We start from the raw sequence: 18,635 nt of genomic DNA on the forward strand, positions 1-18,635 counted from the left end.
GCGTCCTCAATGTTGGCGGCCGGATGCATCCGGGCGGATGGCTTGTGCGTCGGCAGCACGTGGAACAGCGGACGGGTGGCGACCGGCCACCGGGACGGACGCCGTCGGGGCGGCTGCAGTTGCCGCCCGCACACCCGGCTCCACTGGTGCGCTCGCGGCCTCGCGGATCGCTTCGCCACCGAAAGGCGGCGATGGGTGGCTCGCCGCCACTGAGGACGAGGACGGACCCGACACACCCGACGCCGCCGGGGCTGCGCCGGTCGAGGCCACGGTCGGCGCCGATGCGGGCGCGGACGCCGCTTGCGGCTCGGTCCGGCCTGCAGCAAGCTCGCCAGGCTCATGCAGCCATATCGCATAGGCGGTGGTGAGTGCTGCGGCCAGAACCAGCGCGGCCCCGACCAGCGTCAGCACCGACGACAGCGGCGTGTCCGTTGTACCGACAGGTGCCTCCTCCACGGGTGCGAGGGCCCCCGCCGCCGGCCTGCTTGGCACTTCCGACCCTGACGCGTGGTCGCCCGGTGCCAAGGGGGCTGCCAGTTGCGGCATCGATGCGGGCGGGTCCTCGCCGAGGAAGAGCGGCAACCGCGCCAGGTTCCGGGCGTCATTGCGCAACAGCACGACCAGCGTCTTGTCGTCTCCAGTGATCGCGAAGGTCTGGCGATCGCCCAGCCAAGCGCTGACCGTGGCGTCGCGATCCGCCCGCCCCGGGGTTACGGCGAGCCGGCCGACGAGGTTTGACAGAAAGCCGCGAAAGACCTTCTTCCTTGTCATCGCGACGTCCATCGCGCCGTCGGTCATCAAGACGACGGCATCGGTTTGGGCGGGCAGCGGCGTCACGCGCAGGTGATCTCGCCAGTCGGGCTCAGTGACGAAGTGGGTTTCGTTGGCGTACTCGCCGCGGTCCGGTTCGTGCAAGACGGAACTGGCATCCGGAAAGAAGTCGACATGCCGATCCGCGCTGCCTGGCACCAAGGCGAAGCGGGTCGTCAGCGCGACGCTGTCGCCGATGCGCGCAATGAAGCCGACCGGCCCGGCGACCAGGCAGGCGACGAAGGTGCAATGGAAGTCTGACAGTGGAAACCCGGTCGCCGCGAGACGGGCACGCAAGTGGTCGACGGAGGCTTCGATCGTGTCACGGAATCCCGAAAGTTCCGGCCCACCGCCGCGCCGAGAGTGCACGAACGTCCGCAGCCCGGCGGCGATGACCCGGCAGGCCTCGCGTGAACCGTCCGCTGCCCGCGGCGCGGTTCCAGCGCCGTCCGACACAATGGCGATCCACGCGTCGCCTTCGAGCACCCGTTCGATCGCGAAGTAGTCCTGGTTGGGCAGGCCGCCATCGATGTGTGACTTGCCGCATACGCTCGCGCCCGTCGCCTGCCAGGCCGACGCGTCGTCGACCACCGCCGCTGGCGGGGAGGCCGCCGGCACTATCCGACCATGGCCCACGGATTGACTGCGGCGAGTTGCACCTGCTCACCCGGGCGCGACCGGCTGACGCTGGCTAGGCTGCTCGACAGCCATTGGAAGTACTCGCGAAAGCGCGCATCGGACATGCGCATGGCCGGCGTCGACGAGAGTTGCTGCAGTGTGGGAAGGCTAGCGTCGGCGACGCCGATCGGATAGATGATGCACCGCCGTGCGGCCTCCGCCGCCCGACAGTCCTGCACGGCGGCGAGCCATTCGTTCTCCTCGTCGGTCGGCTCGCCGTCCGACATGACCATGATCCACGGCCGCGTATATCCGATACCGTTGCGCTGCAGCGTCTGCTTCTGCCGGGCGACGTGGTCGAGGGCAAGCCTCATCCCCTTGCCGAGCGGCGTCTTCCCGCCGGTCGTGAGCTTCGGCGCCTGGAAATGCGCGGCGTCGGTCCAGTCCATCAACAGGTGGGCGTCGGCCGTGGGCCCGCCCACGACGACGATCGCAATTTGCACGCGCTGCGCGGCCGTCTCGTCGGCAAGGAGTTCGCGCTGCAGCAGCCCCAGGCCATCGTTCAGTTCATCAATGCGGCTGCGCTTAGTCTCGCTGACGGTCTCGGACATCGATCCGGACGCATCCAGCACGAGCATGCAGGGAGTTCGCTGCGACGGGTTGCGGTGATATTGCGGGGCGAAGTCGCTCATGTGGTTTGAACTCCCTACGACATGGACGCGCCGCGTACAGCCGGGGGCGATCTACGTGGCAGGTTGTCGGTCCTCGATGATCGAATCTTCTTCGACGCAGCAGGTGCAAACAACCCGAGACTTCGGCCCATGGCACCAAGCCGGCCACAGGCGGGAACCGACCTGCTCTGCGAGAGGCAGTGCCTTCCAAGTAGAACGTGCAGCAGGTATGCCGTCAATCATCAATTCTGCGGACGGGCACCACCGGCGCATCGGGGATCCGTCCCTCGGCCGCATGCGACATCGTTTCCGGCCTGTGGACGCCTGCTGGCGACCGTGCCCCGATCACTCGAGGTGCCCGGCTGCTCAGGCGGCTCTGGACGCAGCTGGAAAGCCTCGATCGACCCGGCACGCGTACGCGATGGCGCGGATCTCGCCGCGCAAGAGCGGGCAGCATTAGTGCCGCACCGGGATCTGCTCGGGCAACTCCGGCATCGGCCCGTCGAGCGACCAAACCCATGCCCCCGAGCCGCTGGCATCCAGCTGGCGATCCTTCAGGGCCCTGTCACGTTGTTTCATGAACGGGCTCACGACATGCAAGGCCACCGGATGGATGCCGGCGTCGAGCAGCAGCACGTTCGCGAAGGCGCATGCCGAGCGCGCGTCATAGCGCATGGGCTTGATGAATCGGCGTCCCTGCGCGACCAGCGCACGCACCAGCGGCGCCTCGTGCACGCCCTCCAGCGGGATCCAGTTCTCGCTGGCGAGCATGAGGCTGGCCAGCTCGACCTCGTAGGTGTCCTCGCGCCGCGCCCGGATCAGCGCGGCTAGCAGCAACCTCAGCCCCTGCCCGCCATCGGCGTCGCGAGCTTCGAACAGCGATGCGAAACCCCTCTCGATGCGCCGCCAAGTCTGCGGCTCGGCCACGAGCGGCGCATCCGGCATGTGCCGGACCCAGATCCGCTGACCCCCGGCCAATGACTCGCAGGCCTTGAGTTCGCCAATCACGAGCGCCATGGGATGGCTATCGTCCCGTGGCTGCAGTATGGCCAGGCGCTCGCGCCGCCGCCCCGCGAGCTCGACCTTGCGCTCAACGCTGAAGGGCTCCGGGACATAGAGGCGCTCCGCCAGCGACTGGCCCTTCACCCGGATGTCCTCGGCCGCCAGCACCAAATGCCGATGCAATACGCCCTGCCCTCGCTTGCCCGCCATCGCGGGACTCCAGCGGTTGAACCCGGCGCGCTCGAACAGGAAGTGCGTCAATGCCCGCAGGCTCATCCGCCGCTTCGGTCGGCTCACCTCCGCGACGTCCGCCGGGTCGCCACGTACAGCCGTGCGATTCGAGGACTGCGTCCACGCAAAGCCCACGTGCAGCTCGAACCGCTCCCCGTCGAGCCGAACGACCGCATCGCCCATCAGTTCCCCAAGCCCTGACGAAGCTGGACCGGGCTCGAACGACGGACAGCCCGGATGGTGTCGCGGCCCGCTGTCCGGCATGCGCTTGACGATGTACTGGCGATGAAACGCGACGTACATCTCCACGCCACCCGGCACGCACATGCAGCGCAGCCGCGTCGACGACTCCCGAATCGCCGCCAGCAGTTCCTGCAGCCGCTGATCCTCGGCATCGAAGACCCGGCCGCCGAACGAGAATCTCTGGCCTTCGCTCATGCGATCGCCCTGCCCGCCGGCGACCCGCGCCGGCTCACTCCGCATCGTCCAGCAACTGCGCGAGCGGCGCCCGCGGCCGCGCAAGCTGCTCCCGAACGGCACTGCGGTCGGCGATGCCGAGCACCAGCCCGACCTGGTCCTCGTCGGCCCCGCGGGCGTACATGCGCGACATCAGCGTCAGCCGCGCCGACTGCGCGGACAACGACCGCATGTCGGCCTGCCGGAACAGCCGCCGATAAATATCCAGCAAGGCCCGGCACACATGCCGGTCCTGGCCCGCCGACCCGTTTGACGTGATCGGGTACGCCGCACCCGCCGCATCGAGGAAGAGCGGGCTGCCAGGATCGAGGCCGCGCCATGCGCCAGGACTGCCGAGGCCGTGGCCCGCGTTGACGCGTTCGTCAAGGTAGGCGGCAAGCGCCTCGTCCAGCCGCCGATGGGCGAAGAGCAGCGGACGCTCCTTTCCGTTGATGGCGACCTCGGCCCGGACGAGTGACTCGCGGCGGACCTCGCCATCTGGCCGAAGGTAGTCGCCCACCTTCAGCCGCGCGATCTCGAGCGGGCGCATGCCGGTCGCGAACAGCAGGTGGTACAGCGCCAGGTCATGGTTCGGCCGGCTCGAGCGGGACCGCACCCGCAAGGCGCCCAGCCTCACCTCCTCGACCGCCAGCACCCGTGCCGCCCGACGCGACCCCCGCCGTTCCGGATCGAAGCGCTCCAGCGAGGCGAGGATGGCATCCCGGCGCGCCCGCAGGCGCTGCACGAAGGCAGCGCCCTCGGCCTGAAGGCCGTCCACCCCGACTGCCTGCGTGATCTGGACGGCCAGCGCCTTGACGCGCCGCTCGACGGCCGAGCGAGAGATGCCGCGCCGCGCGGAGACCGCCGAATACGGCTCGCCATTGAGCACCTCGCGCAGCATCTGTATCGTCTGTTCGGTCGTGCGGCGACGTCCGCCCACAGTTCCGTTGTCCATCTGGTGCTCCCGCAACGCCGACGACATCACTTCCTGCGCCGCACGGCGGCCACCTCGGCCAGGATGACCTCGACCGGCGTGGCAATGAGCAGCTGCTCAGAAGGCCGCTTCCGCGCAGCCGCCATCTGCTCGCTGAGCGTGGCCTTGGCCCGGCCGAAGTAGCGCGCGACGGACGCGGCCGAACAGATCCGGTGCCTGACGGCAAGGCAACCCACGAGCGCGCGGCACCGCACGCCCCTTGGATCGACACTCGGAAGGCTCTCCAGCGGACCGGCGATGCCGAGCCTCGCAGCTGCCCATCGTCCAAGGACTTCCAGCGCCCCGTCGATCCCGGCCGAGCCGCCCTCGGCCACGAGGGCGGCCGCCGCCGTGCCGCGGAGGTCCACGGCGACGCTGCGCTGCGGGCTGGAACGGCCGCAGGCGAGCCTCAGGCCCCGCGCCAGCTCCCAGGCCAGCAGGTCGCGGTCGGCCGGCCGGCGCGCGATCCAGGCCTTCAGCGCGGCGCGCGCCTCGACCACCGAAGAGTCGAACGCCTGCAGCATGGGCCGCGCATTGAAGCCGGGGGGCGACGTCCGCAGGCCCAGCGCGACGCGCAGTGCGCCATGGGAGTGGTGGATCGGTGTCCTGCACTGGCGCTGGAACACCGGACGCCAGGCCAGCATGCGCAACTCCTCACGCAGCTCGCCGAGCGACAGGAGCCGATGCGCCCGGAACGGCGCCGCAAGAACCGGGCTCGTGATCGGCTGGGACTGCCGTACCCAGCGGGACACGACATTGCCGACCGCACGCGCGATGCCGCCCGGCGTCTCGCCCGAAGGCAGCACCGACACCACGTGGATCTCGGTGGGCAGGAGCACATAGTCCAGCAACTGCCCGCCTCGCCGCCGATGCGCATCGACCAGGCGCGCCTGGACACGACCGTACAGCGACACGTCCGAGAAGAACTCCCGTCCGACGGCCGCCTGCCAGCACAGGTGCCAGGTCGCCAGACCCGCCCGGGGTTCCACGTCGCTGGCATCGGAGTTCCGCATGCTCAGATGACGCGCCGGACGATCCGAGCCACACATGCGACCTAGAACAACGCCGAGAACGTTCGGCAAGAAGCGCTCACCCCCACGCCGCGGCGCAATGGTGGGGCCATGCGCGGCTGAGCCTCTGGTGACAACGCGATGGCTTGCGGGCAAGGCCTGCTGCACCAGACGCGAGGCGAGCTTGCAAGGACCGTCGATCAAGAGTGCGAACCATGTCGAGACACGTTCCGCGCTGCAGCCGGCGGCTGGCATGGCATCGACAAGCGGATCCGGCTCGAGGGCTACTTCATCAACAACGGGGTCGCCTGTTGCCGAGGCCCTCTGCGGTTGGTCGTTGCCGGGCAAAGGCTGCCCGGCCGAAGTACAGGCTCATCGCCTGAGACCCGCGCGCCGAGCGCTGCGCATGGAGGTACCGCCGGCGGAAATAGCGCGCGCCGGCTGGAGCCAAACGCGCGTCGCACCCCGAAGGGTGAACTGCGGCGGTGCGGCATGAGATGTCGCTCGAGCAGTTCGGCACCCGCCGTGAACGTGCCGGCACAGGACTGGATCGGCCACCTCGTGTCAAGGCAAAGTTGAAATGTCGCCCCGCTGGCTAAGTTGAAGTGTCGCATCGGGGCTGAGCGCAGCGCTCGGTGCAGGACCTTGTCCACCGGCGGCGTGGCGGTCCGCCACGCAAACGCCGACGGTGGGCAAGTCCGTGTTCAGTGCGCGGTGAGGGCAGGGCTCGGCTTTCGCGGTGCAAACGTCGGTTTCGGCTTCTTGCCCGAGCACACCTCTTCGACGACAGCGCGGATGTCCTGCGCGGTAAAGGCGCGTTGCGTCTTGGTGCCGGGGCGGCGCTCGGCGTGGTTCGCATTGGCCGGCTCGCCGCGGTGCGTTCGAGACGCCACGCTGCGCCGCCGGTCGTCACGCTGCTCCTGAATGGCCTTGGCGACTTCGAGCGCCCTGGCCAGGCGCTTGTTCTCGACCACCGCGCCGGAATCCAGGGTCGACAGCCGGTCGTAGCGCTCATAGGGCAGCACTCGGCCATCGGCCCGGATCTCCAGTCGCCCGTCCGGGTACTCCCAGACGTCGATGTAGCGGTGGATCAGCTTGCGGATGTCCGGCGAATCGGCCAGCAAGTAGATGCGCTTCTCGTGCTGCAGGGTCAGCGACTGGGTGACCTTGCGCTGCACGCGCCAGGTGAAGACTTCTTCCAGGTTCTCGTCGCTACGTACGGGCCGGTGGGCGTCGAACGCGCTGCGCGGCTCCTTTGCGAAGCGGGCGTTGAGGTCGGCGGCGAAGTGTGGCGCAAAGGCGTTGGCCGCCTCCATCGTGGAGATCCGCCGCAGCCGCAGCTCCTTGACCAGCCGGTCCTGCAGCGTCAGGTTGGCGCGCTCCACGCGCCCCTTGGCCTGGCTGGAGTTCGCGCAGAACGTGTCGATGTTGAGCTCGTACAGCGCGCGCCCGAACTGCGTGGCCGAGCGGCCAAACTCCGTCGAGTCGCGCGTCGGCCGGAAGATCGAGGCCTTGTCGCTGTAGAGAGCCACCGGCTTGCCGTAGCGCTTGAGGTACGCCCGCGCGGCCTCGAAGTACGCGAAGGTGGTCTCGGTCGGCGCGAAGTACAGCTGCATCAGCCGGCTCGTCGCATCGTCGACGAAAACCAGCAGCGTGCACGCCGCCGCGCGGTCCTCGAACCAGTGATGGTCGCTGCCGTCGATCTGGATCAACTCGCCCAGGCACGCCCGGCGATTGCGTGGCTGGTGGATCTGCGGCGGTCGCTGACGGCGCGGTGTCCAGAGACCGGCATCGATCACCAATTGCCGGACGGTCTCCTTGCTCAGCACCAAGCCGTGGCACTCGCGCAGCTTCTCGCACGCCAAGGTCGGCCCGAAGCTTCGTAACGCTGCCGGATCAAGCTCACGGCGCGCTGCGCGAGGCCAGGCTCGAGCTGGTTGTGGCTCGGCTGCCCACGGTTGCGTGAAACCACGCCCATAGGGCCTTCGGCCCGGTACCGCAACAACAGCCGCGGCCCAATATGCGACGTTTGAACTTTGCCCAAACGCGACGTTAGAACTTTGCTCCTACACCTCGACGAGCTCGAAGAATGGTTATGTCAACTGTTGCGGCGGACGAATGCAGGAGCCCTGGCCCGACGGGGCTGCCGTTCTCTCCCTTAGGAGCCTTTTTTAGTGCGATCTCGCCGACACCGGCGTCGCAGGTGACTGGCAGGGACGCCGGACACAGGCGCGCCAGGCGCATGTCAGCCGGTTGACGTCCCTGCCACGAGGCCTGGCTGCGCTGCATGCAACACTCCAAGGTCCTCTTCGAGAACGCGCGCCAGTTCGCCAAGTTGCGCCAAGATCAACGGGGACTCCTGGTGAGCGTGCCGAACCACCGCCTCAAGCGCCTCGGCGGCCGTGGCAATACGTACCGCACCCACGGTTGCGGCGATGCCTTTGAGGTTGTGCAAGCGGTGCAGCACCGCCACGAAATCTGCGGCGTCGATCCGCTCTCGAATTTGTGCGACCAAGCCGTCCTGCTGTACGGCGAACTGCGCGAGCACCGACCAGACGAGCGATTCGTTGTGCCTCAGCCGTCGTCGCAGCCCCGCCAGGTCGAAGCCAGGTAGCGTCGGGATGGTCGCAGGAGTCACGAGCGCGATGAGCGTCGTTGCATGGCGAGAGGAACCGTACGACGGAGGCGATGGTGTCGGGTCGCTGCGGGTGGTCCCGGTCGGGCCGATGTGCTCGCCGAGCACGCGCCGCAGTGTCTCGGGCACCAGCGGCTTTGGGATGTGCGCGGCCATGCCTGCGGCCCGGCACGCAGCACGGTCTTCGGGAAGGACGGCGGCTGTCATGCCGATGACCGGCAGAGCGGCGGCACCTGGCAATGCGTGGATGCGTTGCGTGGCCGTCAGGCCGTTCATCACCGGCATGTGCACATCCATAAGTACTGCGTCGAACCAACCGGGAGGCGCACGTTCGACCGCCGCGACCGCTTGCGCGCCGTCGCTCGCGAGCACCACCTCGCTGCCCAGCTGCTCAAGAAACCCACGCGCGACGATCTGGTTCAGTTCGTTGTCCTCGACCAGCAGCAAGCGAGCACTACGCAACGCCGCCGGAGCGGCCGCCTGCTCGACTGGCAGGGGTGGGTGCCCTGGCAGTATGAGGGGCAGCGTGAACCAGAAACGGCTGCCTTGATCAAGCGCACCCTCGACCCCGATCGAGCCGCCCATGCATTCCACCAGTTGCCTGCACAACGCCAATCCAAGGCCGGTTCCTCCGAAGCGACGGGTGATGGAGCCGTCTGCCTGAGCGAAGGGCTCAAACAGATGCCGGCGCTGGTCCGGCGCGATGCCAATGCCGGTATCGCTGACCTCGAAGCGAACGCAGCGCAAGCCAGCCTCGCTGCTGACGGTGGCAGTCAGCCTGATCGTGCCTCGCGCGGTGAACTTCACAGCGTTGCTGACCAGGTTGTTGAGCACCTGGGCCGTGCGCAGCGGATCGGCCATCACGTGACGCGGCAACGTGTCATCGAACGCGAGCTCGATGCCGAGCATCTTCTGCTCGATGCGCGCAATGAACAGGTCGCGCACCCGGCCCGCAAGCTCGCGCAAGTCCACCGGCTGGACTTCGATGCGTAGCTGCCCTGCTTCGACCTTCGAGTAGTCGAGCACGTCGTCGAGGATACCCATCAGCGCGAGCGCAGCGTGGTGCGCCTTCTCTACGTAGCTACGCGCGAGGGGTTCGGATGTTGAATCCGGCCTGACCCGACCGGCGTCGTCGAGCGCGAGCCGCGTCAGACCGATGATGGCGTTCATCGGCGTGCGGATCTCGTGGCTCATGTTGGCGAGGAAGTGGCTCTTCGCGCGCGCGGCATCCTCGGCGCGTGCTTGTGCCTGCCGCACTTCGCTGACGTCGATGAGGGTCAGGTACATGCCCAGCAAGTTGCCGTGCTCGTCGCGATCGGGCCGGCACTCGCACAGCGCCTGCATGCGCCGATGGCCGGCACCATCGCCTATCGCCTGTTCGAAGCGTCGCACGCCCTCTTGCGACGCCGCATCGAACAGGGGCCCCAGCGCTTCATCAAGGGTCGCGCCGAGGACCTCCGCCATCGCTGCACCGGGCGCCTGCGCAGGCGGCACGGCGAACCACTCGAGGAAGGCGCGGTTGGCTTGCTGCAGCCGCCGCTGCCCGTCCCACGACGACATCAGCGCCGGCGCGTTGTCGAGGATGTTGCGCAGCTCGCGCTCCCGGCGGCGGATCGTCGCGGCCTGCTCCTCTACACGCTCCTCGAGCTGCCGGTGCAGCTCGGCCAGCGCACGCTTGAGCTGTTGGCGCTCGAGGCTGCGCGCGATCGTGTGCGCGAGCCGCTCCGGGTTGAGCTCGATCTTGGTGAGGTAGTCGGCCGCACCGCCATGCATCGCGTTGACCGCGAGTGACTCGTTGCCGGCTCCGGTGACCATGATCACCGGACACTCCTGCCGCTGTTCAAGTTGAAGCTGCTGCATCAGCTCGGCGCCGGTCGTGTCGCCCAGATGGTTGTCCAGCAACACGCAGTCGAACCGCTGCACCCGGGCCAGCGCGAGCGCTTCAGCACCAGATGCGGCCTGCTCCGTGTGGAACGGTAGCGCAGTGCGCCGTAGCATGCGTAGCATGCGCTCGCGGTCGACGTCGTCGTCATCGACGATCAGCAGGTGCAGCGGAAGCGCCGTGCCGTTCGCGCTGATCGCGTCGGATCGGTCACTGCAAGGCGTCAGGGGTGCCGTCATGGGGGTGGCGACGGCAGGCGGACAGCTGACTGATACGACTGCAGCAACTGCGCGAGCTTCGCGAATTGCGGTCCCACGGCAGCTTTGACCATGTAGCCGGCCACCTGCTCATGGTACGCGCGTTGGCGATCGAGGTCGGTGTCGGATGTCGTCAACACGAAGACGACATCGTCGGCCAACGCAGGGTCGGCGCGCAGCTGCTGCAGGAACTCGAAACCGTTCATGCGCGGCATGTTCAGGTCAAGCAGCATCACGCGCGGCCGCGGCACGCGCCGCGCCGGGTCCTGTCCGCGCAGCACATCGAGTGCAACTTGCCCATCCTCGGCCCATACGACCGGGAAGCTCACGTTCATCTTCGTCAGGCCGCGCAACACCGATTCTGCGGCAACGTCGTCGTCCTCGATGAGCAGGATCGTCAAAGTCGTCGCCGCCATCATCAATCCTCCGATGCGCGCCGTGGAAAACGCGGCCAGTGCACTCGAAAGCAGGCACCGCGCTGGTCGGCCAGCGGCGACTGCAGTTCGATTCGGCCGCCATGCACTTCGACCAGGCGCTTGGTCAGCGCCAGCCCGATGCCCGAACCGCCGCGCTCGCCGGCCGCACTGGCGGTCTGGAACAGCTTGAAGATGCGCTCGTGCGCGGCCTCGGGCACGCCCGGACCGTCGTCGACGACGTCGATCACGCAGTAAACATCGTCCTGGCGCACTTCGACGCGCAGCCGGCCGCTGTCGCGGTCATGATGCTTGATCGCGTTGGACAGCAGGTTACGCAGCACCGTCTCCAGCGGCGTGCGCGTGCCCTGGAACGGTTGCGAGTCGATCGCCAGCGCGACCTCGAAGCCGAGCGGCAACGGCTGGAGCTCGAGTACGCTGGGCACCAGCGCTCCGATGTCGATCGTCGACAGCTCGGTGGCCGCACGGCCGGCGCGGGCGTAGCTCAACAGGTCGTCCATGAGCCGCTCCATGCGCAGGATGCGCTGACGGATGCGTCCAAGGTTGTGGCGCACGGGCTGCGGCGGGTCGCTCAGGTCGTCCTCGATCCAGTCGACCAGGTCGGCAATGCCGCGCAACGGCGAGCGCAGGTCGTGCGACGCGACGTAGGTGAACTCCTCCAGGTTCGCATTGGCCTGGCGCAGCTCGCGCTCCAGCCGCTTGCGCCCGCTGATGTCAGTGATCGCGGCCAGAGTCATCGTCTGCCGCTGCCAGCGCACGCGCCTCAGGCCTATCTCGACCTCCAGTTCGCTGCCGTCCGCATGCAAAGCAGTCAGGTCGCGGCCTTGCCCCATCATGCGAGCCTCGCCGGTTTGCCGATAACTTGCCATCAGCGCGCCGTGGCGCGGCCGGTAGCGCTCCGGCAGCAGCCGGTCCATCGGCTGCCCGACCAGCAAGGCCGGGCCATAGCCGAGTGCATCGCACAGAACGCGGTTAGCCATCGCGATGTGGCCGCCGTCGTCGATGATCAACATGCCAACTGGCGCGGCGTCGAAGACGCCACGGAACGCCCACTCAAGTGCGAGGCGTTCGCTGATGTCGACCACCGATGCAAGCACCAGCGGCTCGCCATCTGGCCTCGGCACCGGGTTGAGACCGATCTCCACCGGAAACTCATGCCCGTCGGCGCGCCGCGCGTACAGCACGCGACCGGCGCCCATGGCCCTCGGCGACGGCCGCTCAAAGAATGCTTCGCGCAGCGGCACGTGCCTGTCGCGCACGGCCGCTGGCAGCAGCATCTCGAGCGGCTGACCGACCAGCGCTTCGGACGGGTAGGCGAACATCCTCAGCAGCTCGTCGTTCGCAGCGACGATGCGACCCGCGCGGTCGACCAACACAAACCCGCTTGGCGCAGCATTGAACGCCCGCGCCAACAACTCCGGTGCTGGCCCGCTGTCGGCAGCGAGGGCCGCCGGCGCGCCGTGAGGCGCGTTCATTGGCGGGGCGAGTACGGCCCTTTGGTCTGCGGCGGCTCAAGTGCCGCCTCAACCCCGACGCGCGGTTTGACTCGCATACGGATCTCCCTGGACGTTTCCTACGTAGAGACACACAACAGCCGATGCCAATCTACCGCGCGGGACCGCGTCGGGCGCTCGAATGACCATGTGACAGGAATGGCAAGAGCGCAAGAGCTACGCCGCGCGCTGCCGGCGCTAACAGCACGCATCGCTGAAGAGCTGACGCAGCGTGGCACCGATGTAGGGGCTGACAGTTCATCGCGGACCCATGCCTGCCGCTCGCCCGCCGGTGCCGGAACGTGGCTGTCCGTGGCAGGTTCGGCTGTTCGCCCCCAAACGCCAGCATTGCTCGCGCCCGAGGAAGCGCGCACGTTTATAGGTGACCGGAAGCACCCGGGCGAGACCGCCGCGCGACCGTCGACTAAGGTGGGGACCTTCGCGGGAAGCGAGCAACCGGCCTTGCGGAGCAAGCGCCATCTACATGCGCACGTTCTCGCTCACGGTGGAGATTGCAGTGTTGGCGGTACGGTCCGGGATGATGGGTGACACAACAGTCCGGGATGATGGGTAACACACCGATGGACGAAGGGCTCCTGGAAGGAGGGGCCCGATGCCTTGGAGTGAGACCACGACCATGGATGCAAAGGTGGCATTCATTCAGGACTGGAACAGCCAGAAGCACCAAGTGACGGAGCTGTGCGCACGCTACGGCGTGAGCCGCAAGACGGCGTACAAGTGGATCAACCGGTACCTGGAGCAGGGGCCCGACGGGCTGTGGGATCGCAGCCATGCACCGCAGAGATCGCCGCACCGCACGAGCCACGAGGTGGAGCAGGCGATCGTGCAGCAGCGGCTTAGGCACCCGAGCTGGGGGCCGAAGAAGCTGCTGTGGACGCTCGAGCGTTGGCAGCCGGAACTGGAACTGCCAAGCCGCTCGACGGTGGCGCAGATTCTCAAGCGCAACGATCTGGTGATGGCCAAGAAGAGGCAGCGGCCGGTGGGCCACCCCGGCAGGCCGAGCATGGCGGTGAACAAGCCCAACGACAGCTGGAGCGTGGACTTCAAAGGGCAGTTCCGTACAGGCGACGGGAAGTACCTGTACCCGTTGACGGTGACGGACAACCACAGCCGCTACCTGCTGGCGTGCCAGGGGCTGCCGGGGCCGCTGCTGGAGCCCACGCAAGCGGTGCTGACGAGGGTGTTCAAGGAGTATGGGCTGCCCAGCCGGCTGCGCAGCGACAACGGAGCGCCGTTTGAGGCGTACTCGCTTGGGCAGGCTGAGCCAGCTGTCGGTGTGGCTGCTGAAGCTGGGGGTGATGCCCGAGTTGATCGAGCCCGGCAAGCTGCAACAGAACGGCAGGCACGAGAGGATGCACCGCACGCTCAAGGATGAGACGCTGAAGCCGCCGGCGGCCAACGCGCGAGCGCAGCAGAGGAAGTTCAACACCTGGCGCGGGGAGTTCAACGACGACAGGCCGCACGAAGCGCATGACGGACTGACGCCCACGGACGTGCACGTGGTCGCGACCAGGCCGATGCCCAGCAGGCTGCTTGCCCCGGAATACTCGGACCGCTTCGAGGTTCGTTATGTCAGCGCCAACGGGGGCATCCGTTGGCGCAAGAACTGGGTCAACGTCAGCAGCGTGAGGGTCGGTGAATACGTTGGCCTTGAAGTGGTCGACGACGGGCAGTGGGACGTGTACTTCGCGAACTACAGGCTCGGCAGACTCAATGAACGCTTCATGAGGATCGAGGATGCCTTCGGTAGACTGAAGTGCACTGGACTGGACTAAATCTGACAGCGGTCTATTCTTAGCCTCATGGCTGGCCCCGGCGCGAAGGGCGGAGCCCGTAGCGCTGGGGGCAGCCATCCAGAGCAGAAGGAGTCCGCCATGACTCAGGAACAGAAGGTCATCCGCGCCAAGGTCGGCATCCTGGAGCTGGCCCGCCAACTGGGCAACGTCAGCCAGGCCTGCCGCGTCATGGGTTACTCGCGCGATAGCTTCTACCGCTTCAAGGATCTGTACGACAAGGGCGGTGAGGCCGCGCTGCAGGAGATCTCGCGTCGCCGGCCGCTGCTGAAGAACCGCGTCGACCCGCAGGTCGAGCAGGCCGTGGTCGCCTTGGCGCTGGAGTTGCCGGCGTACGGCCAGGTCCGCATCGCCAACGAGGTCCGCAAGCGGCACGCGCTGAGCGTCTCGCCCCAGGGCGTCCGCAGCATCTGGATGCGCCACGACCTGCAGACGATGATCAAGCGCCTGAAGGCTCTCGAAGCCAAGTCCGCCCAGGAAGGCTTGGTCCTGACCGAGACGCAGCTGTCGGCGCTGGAGCGCGCCAAGCTCGACAAGGAATCGCACGGCGAGTTCGAGTCCGAGTGCCCGGGCTACTGCGGCGCCCAGGACACGTTCTACGTCGGCACGCTCAAAGGCGTGGGCCGCGTGTACCAGCAGACCTTTGTCGACACCTACGCCAAGGTCGCCTTCGCCAAGCTGTACGACCGCAAGACGCCACTGCCCGCGGCCGATCTGCTCAACGACCGGGTCGTGCCCTTCTTCGACAGCCACGGCATCCGACTGCTGCGCGTGCTCACCGACCGCGGCACCGAGTACTGCGGCAACCCCGAGCACCACGAGTACGAGCTGTACCTGGCGCTGGAGAACATCGACCACACCCGCACGCGTGCGAAATCTCCGCAGACCAACGGGATCGTCGAGCGCCTGCACAAGACGATGCTCAACGAGTTCTACCGCATCGCCTTCCGCAAGAAGGTCTACGACTCGATCGAGGCGCTGCAGGCCGACCTCGACGCATGGCTTGACCAGTACAACAACCAGCGGGAGCATCAGGGCCGTTGGTGCTACGGCAAGACTCCCATGCGTACCTTCTTCGACTCCCTCGACCTCGCAAAGGAGAAGCTCATCGCCTACCACTGATCGCCACACCGTTCGCCAGATCGTGTGTCAGATCAAGTCTCGGCCAATACAACTGAAGCGCCGCGTGTAACCCATCACCCCGGACTATCTGTCACCCATCATCCCGACCACTCAGGCGACGACCGAGAACTGAGCCGGGTGTTCAACCGTTCAACCTGCCCTGCTTTTTTTTTGCCGCGGGGAATCGAAGGAGTGATCGTTCTCTTTGCCCCGCCCTCCACACACGCTCCAGTTCGACGTCAGGAAGCCCTACCATCGTGACCTTGCTGCTTCGCTCTTGGGACATGCTGCGGGACGGGACATACACCACTACCCTGTCGGGAAAGTCAACCGTCAGCGTGCGGGTGGTACTGAAGCGCGGCTGGAGGCTCGATGTGTACTTGCACGTCGGGGATGACCACCGCCCTGCGGTGACGCATTTCGTCTCGTTAGGCAAGCAGCGCGTCACTGTCGTCGATATCTTCGGCAACGCCCCAGGCAGTCCGTGGCATCGAGCGGGTCTCAGCGCCCTGGCCGTCAACACGGCGATCCAGTTCCTCAAGGTACTCTATCCGCCGAGCACACCCATACGAGGACACATCGTCGGCGCGAGGGACGCCCAGCGCCAAGAGGAACGAAGGGCGTTTTGGCGCTCTTTCGGCTTCGACATCACCGCCCCCGACAGACGAAGCGATGAGCACCTGCGGGGTACGGTGGAAAGCGTACGGCTCTTGCCAGGACTGGTGTTCGGTGAGCACCCACGAATCTTGGACATCACCACCTTCACACAGGTCGAAGAGTCGAAGGCAAGCCCTTGAGTTAGCCGTCGTCGAAGGTCCCGCGTGCGCCCACGCGACCTGCAGCGCCCCCAACGTCTACGCGCGCACGTTTTCGCTCACGGTGGAGACCGCAGACTTGTTGATGAGCTGCTTCGCGGTGCCGCTCGCCAGCAAGATGGTGTGCTTGTCGAAGCCGACGATGGTCCCCCGCAAACGAATCCCGTTGACGAGATAGACAGAGACATCTGCCCGGCTGGAGCGAAGCTGCTCCAGAAGGGTCAGCTGCGCATGTTGCGCTACCCGGTTCTCGCGGTCAGAGGTAGCTCTGCCAACTGCCATGCCAGCGTCGTTCGCCACACGTCACTCGCAGGCAAATCGGGTAGGCGACGGGGAAGGCAGCGAGGGGTTCGGAGACACCGGTTCACGCAGTGCGGCGCTCACCTTCTGCGCTGCGGCCGGATCCGACGCCTGACGGTCCCGCGCAGGCACATCCACCAGGCTCGGGCGCGAATAGGTCAGGGGCTCCTGCCGCGGCTTCGACACCACGAATGTATCGATAGCCGCAGCACGGGCCGGATCCGGCGTGTCGGCCACGACAGGTGGAAGCTCGTACGGCAACGGCTGGGGCCTCAGGCCCACGACCTTCCCCTCACCAAGGGCTGTCCGGCCGACGCCGGCACCCAGCAGGCGCGAAAGATGCTGAACGACGTTGTCGGGCTGAATGCGAGACATGATGACCCCTCTTCGAAGACTGCTGTCCCGTAGGAGGTCCGCGCTTCGCCGAGCAAGTTAAGCTCCGTCGTCTTTTGCCCGCCGCCGACATGCCCCCCGAAACCAATGCAACCGACCAAACGCCGCCAAGCGCGTAGAGTTGCTTCGCCGGCTGCGGCTTCTCCTCCCTCCCATTGAGCAGCCGGACTTTCGTCGCCGCGGCGGCTCTGCGCCTCGCGGCGACCTTTCCTGGCTTTGGGAGGATCGGCGCCGGCTTAGCTCAGCTGGTAGAGCACCCGCCTTGTAAGCGGAAGGTCGTCCGTTCGACTCGGACAGTCGGCACCAGCTCTTTAACTCTGTCGACGCGAATTCAGATCGGGGTGTAGCGCAGCCTGGTAGCGCATCTGCTTTGGGAGCAGAGGGTCGCAGGTTCGATTCCTGTCGCCCCGACCAACGACGGAGGGCTGGCCGAGCGGTTTAAGGCACCAGTCTTGAAAACTGGCGAGGGCGCGAGCCCTCCATCGGTTCGAATCCGATGCCCTCCTCCAGGCACGCTGCGGGTGTAGTTCAATGGCAGAACCTTAGCCTTCCAAGCTAATGACGCGGGTTCGATTCCCGCCACCCGCTCCAGAGCTCAAGTTGCCCAGATGGCGGAATCGGTAGACGCGGCGGACTCAAAATCCGTTGTCGAAAGACGTGAGGGTTCGAGTCCCTCCTTGGGCACCACCAGCGCGGTGGTTGGCGCACATCACGCACTTAGTTGCCGGGTCCTTAGCTCAGTTGGTAGAGCGGCGCCTTTACACGGCGTAGGTCGGCGGTTCGAGACCGTCAGGACCCACCAGTCATCTCGTCGGCGCATCGCAGGGGCCGCCGATCAGCATTCTTCTCGCGCGGGTGGCGAAATTGGTAGACGCACCAGGTTTAGGTCCTGACGCCGCCCTCACGGCGTGCGGGTTCGAGTCCCGCCCCGCGCACCACAGCATCGCTGACGATCTGCAGGGGGCCGTTAGCTCAGTTGGTCAGAGCAGCGGACTCATAATCCGTTGGTCGCTGGTTCGAGCCCAGCACGGCCTACCAAACCCCTCGGGCGACCGGCGCCGAGCGCCGCCTGGGTGATCTTTCCCATGGGCGTCAGCGCAGGTCGCGGATGGCGCGGTTCGCATCGTTGAGGCTGAAGGCGGCAGGATCGAAGGGGCCACCGCACCATCGCCACACCTGCAGGTGCTCCTCGTGCGTTCGGTCGCGCATAGCCTGCAGAAAGTCCATGTATCCAGGCGGACCGCCGACGTCCTCCGGTGGACAGGCATTCGCGCCGGCGATGCACATGGGCCAGGCATTGCGCTCGGGCTCCACGGCACTTCGCTGGTCGACCGTGATGCGGTGTTCCCACCCGTCGCCGAAGTCGTAGTTGTAGGTGAACTCGGCGACGTCGTCGCCCAGCACCTTGCCGACGGTGCATTTCCGCTCGTCGATCAAGTCTTCTTGCGTGCCCCATTCGGGATCGGGGATGCCATAGCGAGCGGAACCGATCCGCCATTCGTGCAGGTGACTGTTGGTCCAGCCGAAGGCGGCTTGGACGACGAGGTCCAGTCTGGCCAGCTTCAGGGTGTCGGGCACCAGGATCGTTCGCCATATCCGCGGCTCTATGTGCTGCAGTTCGACGGTCAGCTGGTAGATCTGTTGGGGTTCGGGGCGACGTGGAGGTTTGCTCATCGGAGCGAAGCGTACCAATGAAGCTGCCCACGCCTCTACCACGGG

15 protein-coding genes, 8 tRNA genes and 1 pseudogene are annotated in these 18,635 nt (G+C 66.8%); 12 read left to right on the forward strand and 12 right to left on the reverse strand.

Features of this window, described 5'->3' with window-relative positions; genetic code table 11:
• Positions 1–6: 6 nt before the first annotated feature.
• The 9 genes and pseudogenes from P1K89_RS31635 to P1K89_RS31675 form a co-directional block, all read right to left on the reverse strand.
• The gene (locus P1K89_RS31635) at positions 7–1,401 is read right to left on the reverse strand and encodes a PP2C family serine/threonine-protein phosphatase (protein WP_284620549.1); all 1,395 of its coding nucleotides are present in this window, start codon (positions 1,399–1,401) and stop codon (positions 7–9) included.
• A 26-nt stretch (positions 1,402–1,427) separates the two neighbouring features.
• A complete protein-coding gene (locus P1K89_RS31640; protein WP_284620550.1) occupies positions 1,428–2,120 on the reverse strand; it encodes a vWA domain-containing protein in 693 nt (230 codons plus the stop codon).
• 435 nt (positions 2,121–2,555) lie between these two features.
• Positions 2,556–3,770: a DUF1173 family protein gene (locus P1K89_RS31645; RefSeq protein ID WP_284620551.1), complete on the reverse strand. Its 1,215-nt coding sequence runs from the start codon at positions 3,768–3,770 to the stop codon at positions 2,556–2,558.
• A gap of 34 nt (positions 3,771–3,804) precedes the next feature.
• Positions 3,805–4,743 carry a site-specific integrase gene (locus tag P1K89_RS31650; protein ID WP_284620552.1) on the reverse strand — a complete coding sequence of 313 codons (939 nt, stop codon included), beginning with the start codon at positions 4,741–4,743 and terminating at the stop codon, positions 3,805–3,807.
• 26 nt (positions 4,744–4,769) lie between these two features.
• The gene (locus P1K89_RS31655; protein ID WP_284620553.1) at positions 4,770–5,774 is read right to left on the reverse strand and encodes a hypothetical protein; all 1,005 of its coding nucleotides are present in this window, start codon (positions 5,772–5,774) and stop codon (positions 4,770–4,772) included.
• A gap of 701 nt (positions 5,775–6,475) precedes the next feature.
• Positions 6,476–7,782 (reverse strand): annotated as a pseudogene (locus P1K89_RS31660) (ISNCY family transposase); the annotation flags it as partial.
• A 234-nt stretch (positions 7,783–8,016) separates the two neighbouring features.
• Positions 8,017–10,527 carry a response regulator gene (locus tag P1K89_RS31665; RefSeq protein WP_284620554.1) on the reverse strand — a complete coding sequence of 837 codons (2,511 nt, stop codon included), beginning with the start codon at positions 10,525–10,527 and terminating at the stop codon, positions 8,017–8,019.
• Entirely contained in the window at positions 10,524–10,961 is a 438-nt protein-coding gene (locus P1K89_RS31670; RefSeq protein WP_284620555.1) for a response regulator, read from the reverse strand. The genes P1K89_RS31665 and P1K89_RS31670 overlap by 4 nt, the downstream gene beginning before the upstream one ends.
• Positions 10,962–10,963: 2 nt before the next feature.
• The gene (locus P1K89_RS31675) at positions 10,964–12,454 is read right to left on the reverse strand and encodes a sensor histidine kinase (RefSeq protein ID WP_284620556.1); all 1,491 of its coding nucleotides are present in this window, start codon (positions 12,452–12,454) and stop codon (positions 10,964–10,966) included.
• Positions 12,455–13,109: 655 nt separating this feature from the next.
• Here P1K89_RS31675 and P1K89_RS31680 point away from each other — a divergent pair.
• The 4 genes from P1K89_RS31680 (at position 13,110) to P1K89_RS31695 (ending at position 16,205) form a co-directional block, all read left to right on the forward strand.
• Entirely contained in the window at positions 13,110–13,868 is a 759-nt protein-coding gene (locus P1K89_RS31680; protein ID WP_284620557.1) for a helix-turn-helix domain-containing protein, read from the forward strand.
• Entirely contained in the window at positions 13,846–14,268 is a 423-nt protein-coding gene (locus P1K89_RS31685; protein ID WP_284620558.1) for an integrase core domain-containing protein, read from the forward strand. The genes P1K89_RS31680 and P1K89_RS31685 overlap by 23 nt, the downstream gene beginning before the upstream one ends.
• A gap of 99 nt (positions 14,269–14,367) precedes the next feature.
• Positions 14,368–15,408, forward strand: a complete 1,041-nt coding sequence (locus P1K89_RS31690) for an IS481 family transposase (protein ID WP_284620559.1) — start codon at positions 14,368–14,370, stop codon at positions 15,406–15,408.
• A gap of 257 nt (positions 15,409–15,665) precedes the next feature.
• A complete protein-coding gene (locus tag P1K89_RS31695) occupies positions 15,666–16,205 on the forward strand; it encodes a hypothetical protein (protein WP_284620560.1) in 540 nt (179 codons plus the stop codon).
• A 57-nt stretch (positions 16,206–16,262) separates the two neighbouring features.
• On the opposite strand, the gene hfq is transcribed toward P1K89_RS31695, so the two are convergent.
• Both hfq and P1K89_RS31705 read right to left on the reverse strand, forming a co-directional pair.
• Positions 16,263–16,505, reverse strand: coding sequence for an RNA chaperone Hfq (gene hfq, locus P1K89_RS31700; protein WP_284620561.1), 243 nt, complete (start codon positions 16,503–16,505; stop codon positions 16,263–16,265).
• A gap of 21 nt (positions 16,506–16,526) precedes the next feature.
• Positions 16,527–16,898 carry a hypothetical protein gene (locus P1K89_RS31705; protein ID WP_284620562.1) on the reverse strand — a complete coding sequence of 124 codons (372 nt, stop codon included), beginning with the start codon at positions 16,896–16,898 and terminating at the stop codon, positions 16,527–16,529.
• 248 nt (positions 16,899–17,146) lie between these two features.
• Here P1K89_RS31705 and P1K89_RS31710 point away from each other — a divergent pair.
• From P1K89_RS31710 to P1K89_RS31745, 8 genes are all read left to right on the forward strand, one after another.
• A tRNA-Thr gene (locus P1K89_RS31710) sits at positions 17,147–17,222 on the forward strand.
• A gap of 31 nt (positions 17,223–17,253) precedes the next feature.
• Positions 17,254–17,330, forward strand: a tRNA-Pro gene (locus P1K89_RS31715).
• Positions 17,331–17,335: 5 nt separating this feature from the next.
• Positions 17,336–17,425 (forward strand) — tRNA-Ser (locus tag P1K89_RS31720).
• 8 nt (positions 17,426–17,433) lie between these two features.
• Positions 17,434–17,507, forward strand: a tRNA-Gly gene (locus P1K89_RS31725).
• An 11-nt stretch (positions 17,508–17,518) separates the two neighbouring features.
• Positions 17,519–17,603, forward strand: a tRNA-Leu gene (locus P1K89_RS31730).
• A gap of 39 nt (positions 17,604–17,642) precedes the next feature.
• Positions 17,643–17,718: transfer RNA gene (locus P1K89_RS31735), tRNA-Val, on the forward strand.
• Positions 17,719–17,765: 47 nt separating this feature from the next.
• Positions 17,766–17,854: transfer RNA gene (locus P1K89_RS31740), tRNA-Leu, on the forward strand.
• A 23-nt stretch (positions 17,855–17,877) separates the two neighbouring features.
• A tRNA-Ile gene (locus P1K89_RS31745) sits at positions 17,878–17,954 on the forward strand.
• A 54-nt stretch (positions 17,955–18,008) separates the two neighbouring features.
• Here P1K89_RS31745 and P1K89_RS31750 read toward each other — a convergent pair.
• Positions 18,009–18,590, reverse strand: coding sequence for a plasmid pRiA4b ORF-3 family protein (locus tag P1K89_RS31750; protein WP_284620563.1), 582 nt, complete (start codon positions 18,588–18,590; stop codon positions 18,009–18,011).
• Positions 18,591–18,635 lie beyond the last annotated feature (45 nt).

Source organism: Aquabacterium humicola (assembly GCF_030167915.1).
GTDB classification, from domain to species: domain Bacteria; phylum Pseudomonadota; class Gammaproteobacteria; order Burkholderiales; family Burkholderiaceae_C; genus Pseudaquabacterium; species Pseudaquabacterium humicola.

What these genes read in the sequence shown, in the direction of transcription:
- P1K89_RS31640 (WP_284620550.1), bottom strand. Translation starts at nt 2,120, where the DNA reads ATGAGCGACTTCGCCCCGCAATATCACCGCAACCCGTCGCAGCGAACT.
- P1K89_RS31645 (WP_284620551.1), bottom strand. Translation starts at nt 3,770, where the DNA reads ATGAGCGAAGGCCAGAGATTCTCGTTCGGCGGCCGGGTCTTCGATGCC.
- P1K89_RS31650 (WP_284620552.1), bottom strand. Translation starts at nt 4,743, where the DNA reads ATGGACAACGGAACTGTGGGCGGACGTCGCCGCACGACCGAACAGACG.
- P1K89_RS31655 (WP_284620553.1), bottom strand. Translation starts at nt 5,774, where the DNA reads ATGCGGAACTCCGATGCCAGCGACGTGGAACCCCGGGCGGGTCTGGCG.
- P1K89_RS31665 (WP_284620554.1), bottom strand. Translation starts at nt 10,527, where the DNA reads ATGACGGCACCCCTGACGCCTTGCAGTGACCGATCCGACGCGATCAGC.
- P1K89_RS31670 (WP_284620555.1), bottom strand. Translation starts at nt 10,961, where the DNA reads ATGGCGGCGACGACTTTGACGATCCTGCTCATCGAGGACGACGACGTT.
- P1K89_RS31675 (WP_284620556.1), bottom strand. Translation starts at nt 12,454, where the DNA reads ATGAACGCGCCTCACGGCGCGCCGGCGGCCCTCGCTGCCGACAGCGGG.
- P1K89_RS31680 (WP_284620557.1), top strand. Translation starts at nt 13,110, where the DNA reads ATGGATGCAAAGGTGGCATTCATTCAGGACTGGAACAGCCAGAAGCAC.
- P1K89_RS31685 (WP_284620558.1), top strand. Translation starts at nt 13,846, where the DNA reads ATGCACCGCACGCTCAAGGATGAGACGCTGAAGCCGCCGGCGGCCAAC.
- P1K89_RS31690 (WP_284620559.1), top strand. Translation starts at nt 14,368, where the DNA reads ATGACTCAGGAACAGAAGGTCATCCGCGCCAAGGTCGGCATCCTGGAG.
- hfq (WP_284620561.1), bottom strand. Translation starts at nt 16,505, where the DNA reads ATGGCAGTTGGCAGAGCTACCTCTGACCGCGAGAACCGGGTAGCGCAA.
- P1K89_RS31705 (WP_284620562.1), bottom strand. Translation starts at nt 16,898, where the DNA reads ATGTCTCGCATTCAGCCCGACAACGTCGTTCAGCATCTTTCGCGCCTG.
- P1K89_RS31750 (WP_284620563.1), bottom strand. Translation starts at nt 18,590, where the DNA reads ATGAGCAAACCTCCACGTCGCCCCGAACCCCAACAGATCTACCAGCTG.